A 6,412-nucleotide genomic window follows, 5' to 3' on the forward strand; every position below is an offset into this window, starting at 1 on the left:
GCCGCGCGTCGCGTGCCGCCATGCCGGTTGTATTGGTACGGCCGCGCCATTCGCTCCGGCTGCGAAGGTGCGACCGTCCTCCTTTACTTGCCAACGCTCCCCAGCGTGCCCAGCAAACTCGTTACCGGCGCGAGCAGGCCCGTCGAGTTGCCGCCCGATGCCGTCCCCGAGACGCTGCCGATCAGCGACGTAACCGGCGCGAGCGGGCTCGAGCCCCCGGACCCCGCTGCACCGCCAACTGCACCGGTGACAGTATTCAGCAAACCGGTGACAGGCGCGAGAGGGTTTGCACTGCCTGCGCCACCTGTTGCGCCGCCGAGCGTGCCCGTGACCGTCGACACGAGATTCGTGACGGGGGCGAGTGGGCCGCTGCCGCCGCCCGCCGCACCGCTCAGCGTGCCGGTGACCGTCGAGACGAGGCCGGTGACAGGTGCGAGGGGGCTGCTGCCGCCCGTTGCGCCGCCGAGTGCGCCGGTGACGGTGGAGACGAGGCCGGTGACCGGTGCGAGGGGGCTGCCGCTGCCGCCCGTTGCACCCCCGAGTGCGCCGGTGAGCGAGCCGAGCGGCGTCGAGCCAAGGCCCGAGAGCAGGCCGCCGAGCGGATTCGTGGCGCCGGAACCCGACGGCGGGCCGTTCTGCACGGTTGCCGTCGATCCGCCGACGAGGCTCGTGATCAGGCCGGGGATCGGCGCCGCGCCGTTCGGGCCGTTCGGATTGACGAGGCCGCCTGCATTGGTCACGGTGTTGCCGACCGAGGTCACGAGCTGGCCGACGTCGCCGACGAGCGGCTGGCTCGACGTGCCGCCGACCTGCTTGCCGGCCGAACTGATCGCCCCGCCGACCTGGCCGAGCAGGCCGGAGACAGGTTGTCCGAGCCCGGTCGTCGTGCCGACCTGTTGCGTGACCTGTCCGGCGGTGATCACGAGCGGCGTGATCGCCGAGCTGAGCGGTTGCGTGACCTGCTGCACCGCGCCCGACGACAGCGTCGAGCCGATCGTCGTGCCGGCGGCCGTCAGGCCGTTGGCGACCGTGTCGAGCACGGTGCCGACCGGCGTCGTGACCGGTGCCAGCGGCGCGAGCGGGCCCGTGCCGAGCGCCTTGACCGTCGAGCTCAGGCCGGACACCGTGTTGCTCGTCGCGCCGACCACGTTGCCGAGCCCGGCCACCGTCGTGCCGACCGGATTCTGAGTCGAGCCGATCTGCCCCAGCCCGTTGCTCACGGCGTTGGCGGCCGCGCCGACGATGGTGCCGGTGCTCGAGAGCGTGCTGCCGACGCCCTTCGTCACCCCGTCGCCGAGGCCCGGCACGCTGATGTTGCCGACCGTGCTGCCGAGGTCGGTGGCCGTCTGGCCGACCGTGCTGACCACACCCTGGGTGCCCGTGGACGTGCCGCTGGTGCCGCTCGTGCTCGGCGTGCCGCTCGTGCTGCTGGGGGTGTTGTTGCTGCTGGTCGGCGACGCGCTGACGCCGCCGCCGCCGCAGGCAGCCAGCAGGCAGGCTGCGGCGAGGGCGGTGAGGGGCGCGCGCCACTGGCGCACGGCGGCCGTCGTGAGGGCTCGTTGCTGGGACATGATTGACTCCTCGCTGTCTTGTCGATTGATGGATATAGGTTTACTTGCCGTGCGTGCCGCCAAGCAGGCCGCCGATCAGCGACGTGACGGGCGCGAGCGGATTCGACGCCGAGCCCGCGTTCGTGACGGCGCCGGTGCCGCCGGTCAGTGCCGGTGCGCCGACCGCGCTGGTCACCGTGGACACCGCGTTCGTCACCGGGGCGAGCGGGCTGTTGCCGCCGGTGCCGCCGAGTGCGCCCGTGACCGAGCCGAGGAGACCCGTGACCGGCGCGAGCGGGCCGCCGCTCGTGCCGCCCGTTGCTCCGCCGAGCGCGCCCGTGACCGTCGAGACGAGGCCGGTGACCGGTGCGAGGGGGCTGCCGCTGCCGCCCGTTACGCCGCCGAGCGCACCCGTGACCGTCGAGACGAGGCCGGTGACTGGCGCGAGGGGGCTGCCGCTGCCGCCCGTTATGCCGCCGAGCGCACCCGTGACCGTCGAGACGAGGCCGGTGACTGGCGCGAGGGGGCTGCCGCTGCCGCCCGTTGCGCCGCCGAGTGCGCCCGTGACCGTCGAAACGAGGCCGGTGACCGGCGCGAGGGGGCTGCCGCTGCCGCCCGTTACGCCGCCCAGTGCACCCGTGACCGTCGAGACGAGGCCGGTGACCGGTGCGAGGGGGCTGCCGCTGCCGCCCGTTGCGCCACCCAGTGCACCCGTGACCGTCGAGACGAGGCCGGTGACCGGAGCGAGCGGGCTGCTGCTGCCACCCGTTGCGCCGCTGAGTGCGCCGGTGACGGTGGAAACCAGGCCGGTGACCGGCGCGAGCGGGCCGCTGCCGCCGCCCGTTGCGCCGCCGAGTGCGCCGGTGACGGTGGAGACGAGGCCCGTGAGCGGCGCGAGCGGGTTGGTCACGCCGCCGGTGCCGCCCGTGAGCAGCCCGCCGACGGTCTTCACCGTGTTGCCCGTGGCCGAAACGGTGTTGCCGAGGCCCGTCGTGACAGGGTTGCCGCCCGCCGATGCGAGCAGGGCGCCGGCCTGGTTCAGGCCGTTGCCGACCGTGCCGAGCAGCGTGTTGACGGGAGCGCCGAGGCCGGTTGCCGTGCCGACCGTCTGGGTCGTCTGGCCGACCATCGTCGTGATGGGCGTGATGACCGAGCTGACCGTCTGCGTGACTTGCTGGATCGGGCCGGTCGACAGCACGTTGGTAAGAGTGGTGCCGCCGTTCGAGACAGCACCGCCGAGCGTCGACACGAGGCCGCCCACAGCCCCCGTGACCGGCGCGAGCGGCGCCAGCGGGCCGCTGCCGAGGCTCGAGACCAGGTTGCCCGTCTGCGTGACCGCGCCGCCGAGCTGATTGACCACGCCGCCCGTGCTGGCAACCGTGGTGCCGATCGGATCCTTGGTTGCGCCGAGCTGGCCGAGGCCGTTGCCCAGCCCGTTGCCGAGTGCGGTCACGGCGCCGCCGACGCTTTGCACGATGCCGCCCGCGGCTTGCGTGGTGGCCGGGTTGACGCCCGGCAGCGACTGGCTGCCGATGACGGAGCCGAGGCCGGAGACGGTCCCGCCCACCCCCGTGACGATATTGCTGCTGCTTGCGAGGACAGTTCCCACCGGGTTCGACGACACACCCGAGGTGCCGGAGGTGCCGCTCGTGCCCGACGTTCCGCTGGTGCCGGAGGTGCCCGACGTGCCGCTGCTACCGGAAGTACCGCTGGTGCCCGACGTCCCGCTGGTGCCCGACGTCCCGCTGGTACCGGAGCTGCCGCTCGTACCCGAGGTGCCGCTGGTGCCGGAGCTGCCGCCGCCCGAGGTGGAGATCGAATCGCCGGCGCCCGAGCTCGAGCCGCCGCCGAGGCCCTGGCTGATGGAACCGGAACCACCGCACGCGGAGAGGGAAAGCATGGCTGCGACGGTGGCCGCGATCAGAGTCGTCCGGAACATGCCATGGGGGATAACCTTAATGTCCATTTTGTCCTCGCATTAAAAATGTGTTGTGAGCTGCGTTGTCGAGTGCTGCGAGGACTACTCTGCAACTGTCGTGCCATTTCGATGCCAGATGGTTCGACGGCAGACTTTAAACGGGGCAATTCCTTGTCGGAAAAGGAAGTTACGGAAATTGAAAGATTGTTGAATCTGTTTAAGGACGGACAAATGAGAACGGTTTCGAGCGTTTCGTAACGTAACGTCACAACATTGGCGTTACGCTTGCGTCGTAACGTGGGGATCACGCAGGCTTGGTGGACGAGGCAATGGTTTTACTGGTGGAATAGGTGTGCACATCTAACCTATCGTAAATCCTATGTGTAAGTCGTACCGAAACGCCGTACAAATACGTTGTGCTCCTGAATTTTTTTTCGACCGACGCCGTTAAAAGAGGTTGGAAGTTAAATAGGATCGGATATAGAATCCGGAGCAGATGTAAGCAAATGTACGGTTCGGTACACAACGTTCGAGGAGGGTTGCTATCGCGAATGTTAACTTGCATCAGATTGTGAGCCATGCCCCGCGGGGCAACCTATAAAGAAAGTGCACCCAGTTGTCGTTACAGCAGATGTAGCGAACGGCGTGGGGCAACCGGCCAGATATGCGGGGACGTATACGTATAAAAGGCCAAAGAACGTAAATACAGGCACGAGGAATAAAATGAAAGCAATCATCAAGCGTTTCCTTAAGGAAGAAAACGGGGTTACCGCAGTCGAGTACGGTCTGATCGCCGGACTGGTAGCCGTTGCTCTCGTCACTGCCGTCGGCACGTTGACGGGTGGCATCTCGGGAGCGTTCACCTACATCGCGAACCAGATGCCGAAGGCATAACGAGCGGGCTTTTTGCTCATTCCCTGCTGTTGGGCGCGCGGATTGCCACGGCAATCCGCGTGGGTAAGTTTTGCCGCTCGGGGCGTAAATGATCCTGCTAATTGGTGTCGGGGTTTTCCTCGCGTGGGCGGTGCTTGTCGCTCTCGAGGACATCCGTCATAGGCGTATACCGAATTCACTGGTGCTTGGTGGACTGGTATCTGCATTTGCGGTCTCCGGACATAATCCATTCGGTATATCCGTGAATCAGGCGCTCATTGGCGCACTGATCGGCTTGGTCAGCCTTTTCCCGTTTTTTGCGCTGCGCGTAATGGGTGCCGCCGACGTCAAGGTGTTCGCGGTGCTTGGTGCGTGGTGCGGCGCGCATGCGCTGTTCTGGCTCTGGATCATTGCGAGCCTGCTCGCGTTCGCCCATGCCGGCACCCTGGTATTCGCCACCCAGACGCCGGTATCCGCGTTATGGCGTCGGCGCTCGCCGACGATGGAGATCGCCGGATTCCGGGCGTCGCCCTATGCCGCGTTTCTCGTGATTCCGGCGGCGCTGTGGTGCGTGTACCGGATCGCGACCGGAGGGGCGCAATGACGGGCGGGCGCCTTGCATCGGGGATGCGCCGTCGCGAGCGTGGCGCGACAGCAGTCGAATTCGCGTTGATGCTGCCGAGTTTCTTCCTGATCCTTTACGCAATCATCACGTACGGAATGATCTTCGCCGCGCAGCAAAACCTGACGCTCGCGGCGACAGAAGGCGCGCGCGCCGCGCTGAACTACCAGCAGGTCGGGGCGGCAGCGTCGGTCCAGGCGGCGCAGCAAGCGGCGCTCGCGGCGCGGGCCCAGGCCGCCTGCACGGCCGCAACGAACCTGACCACGTGGCTGAAGGGCGCGACGTGCGCACAGACGCAGCAAGGCAGCTGTTCGTACGACTCGACGATGCTGTGCGTGCAGATCACGCTGACCTATCCGTACTCGCAGAATCCGCTGGTCCCGTCGTTCCCGTTGATCGGTTCACTGTTGCCGGTGCCGTCGACACTCACCGGAACGGCGATGGTACAGATCAGCCCGGTCAACATCATTTAGACGACAGCGATGGTGCCGTGCGTGGTCGAGGGCGGCCGGCCGGCAGCGCCGCGCGGAGAATTCAATCGTGAGCAGCGGGGAAACATAACAACACCATGGCCAACAACCTGACAAAGATCACTGCGGGCTTGCTGATCGCGATCGCGATCCTGCTCGGCGCCTACGCGTGGATGCTCGGACGCAAGCCCGCCGACGTCGCGCCGGTCACGGCGACGGTTACGACGCAGAGCGTGCCGATCGTCGTGGCGACGCGGCCGTTGCCGGCTGGCCAACCGATTCCGGCCGACGCGCTGAAGGTTCAACAGACGATCGCCGCGCCGCAAGGCGCGTTCGCCGATCCGCTGCAACTCGTCGGCCGCATTCCGGCCGCCGACATCCCGGCCCAGGCGGCCGTCGTCGCGAGCGCACTGACGTCCGGCCTGGCCGAACAGATCGCGCCGGGAGAACGCGCAGTCGCGATCAAGGTCGACGAAACCAACGCAGTCGGCAACCGCGTGAGGCCCGGCAACTTTGTCGACGTGTTCCTGAACCTGAAGCGCGACGGGGCGGGGGCTGCGGTCGGCGGAACGTCGATGGCGGAGATTGCGAATACCCAGGCGCGCCTGCTGATGTCGAAGGTCCGCGTGCTCTCGTTCGGCGACGCGACGACCGAGCGCGACAGCTCGAACGGCTCCGTGGTCGGCATGCGGACCGCGGTGCTCGCGGTGCCGACCGCCCAGGTCGATGCGCTGACGCTCGCCGAGCAGAGCGGCCGGCTCGTGCTCGCGCTGCGCAACCCGCGCGACGACGACGTGGCGGCGCAGACCGTCGCGGTCCGGGTAAGCGACGACAAGAGCCCGTCGGCGCTTGCCGCCGCCGGCGTGGTGCTGGGCGAGTTGTCGAAGAGTGCGGCAGCGCCCGCTCCGCGTGCGGCAGCGCCGCGGGTGGTTGCACGGCATGCCGGAGGCGGGGGCGGCGGCATCGAAGTGATTCGAGG

6 protein-coding genes are annotated in these 6,412 nt (G+C 67.9%); 4 read left to right on the forward strand and 2 right to left on the reverse strand.

Features of this window, described 5'->3' with window-relative positions; genetic code table 11:
- Positions 1-83: 83 nt before the first annotated feature.
- Together GQ57_RS28420 and GQ57_RS28425 are read right to left on the reverse strand one after the other, a co-directional pair.
- A complete protein-coding gene (locus tag GQ57_RS28420) occupies positions 84-1,571 on the reverse strand; it encodes a collagen-like triple helix repeat-containing protein (RefSeq protein WP_034199635.1) in 1,488 nt (495 codons plus the stop codon).
- 40 nt (positions 1,572-1,611) lie between these two features.
- A complete protein-coding gene (locus GQ57_RS28425; RefSeq protein ID WP_442856757.1) occupies positions 1,612-3,489 on the reverse strand; it encodes a collagen-like triple helix repeat-containing protein in 1,878 nt (625 codons plus the stop codon).
- A 702-nt stretch (positions 3,490-4,191) separates the two neighbouring features.
- Here GQ57_RS28425 and GQ57_RS28430 point away from each other — a divergent pair.
- The 4 genes from GQ57_RS28430 to cpaB form a co-directional block, all read left to right on the forward strand.
- Positions 4,192-4,362 carry a Flp family type IVb pilin gene (locus GQ57_RS28430; protein ID WP_031402223.1) on the forward strand — a complete coding sequence of 57 codons (171 nt, stop codon included), beginning with the start codon at positions 4,192-4,194 and terminating at the stop codon, positions 4,360-4,362.
- Between the two features lie 88 nt (positions 4,363-4,450).
- On the forward strand, positions 4,451-4,945 hold the full coding sequence (locus GQ57_RS28435) for an A24 family peptidase (protein WP_034199637.1): 495 nt from the start codon (positions 4,451-4,453) through the stop codon (positions 4,943-4,945).
- Positions 4,942-5,436: a TadE/TadG family type IV pilus assembly protein gene (locus GQ57_RS28440; RefSeq protein WP_031402225.1), complete on the forward strand. Its 495-nt coding sequence runs from the start codon at positions 4,942-4,944 to the stop codon at positions 5,434-5,436. Before GQ57_RS28435 ends, GQ57_RS28440 begins: the two co-directional genes overlap by 4 nt.
- Positions 5,437-5,531: 95 nt before the next feature.
- Positions 5,532-6,412, forward strand: an 881-nt coding sequence (gene cpaB, locus GQ57_RS28445) for a Flp pilus assembly protein CpaB (protein WP_031402226.1), incomplete at its 3' end; no start/stop codon positions are given.

It is taken from the genome of Burkholderia sp. MSh2, assembly GCF_000731655.1.
Lineage (GTDB): Bacteria > Pseudomonadota > Gammaproteobacteria > Burkholderiales > Burkholderiaceae > Burkholderia > Burkholderia paludis.

Bases quoted from the DNA above. Each gene is read 5' to 3' on its own strand.
- GQ57_RS28420 (WP_034199635.1), bottom strand. From the start codon at position 1,571: ATGTCCCAGCAACGAGCCCTCACGACGGCCGCCGTGCGCCAGTGGCGC.
- GQ57_RS28425 (WP_442856757.1), bottom strand. From the start codon at position 3,489: ATGTTCCGGACGACTCTGATCGCGGCCACCGTCGCAGCCATGCTTTCC.
- GQ57_RS28430 (WP_031402223.1), top strand. From the start codon at position 4,192: ATGAAAGCAATCATCAAGCGTTTCCTTAAGGAAGAAAACGGGGTTACC.
- GQ57_RS28435 (WP_034199637.1), top strand. From the start codon at position 4,451: ATGATCCTGCTAATTGGTGTCGGGGTTTTCCTCGCGTGGGCGGTGCTT.
- GQ57_RS28440 (WP_031402225.1), top strand. From the start codon at position 4,942: ATGACGGGCGGGCGCCTTGCATCGGGGATGCGCCGTCGCGAGCGTGGC.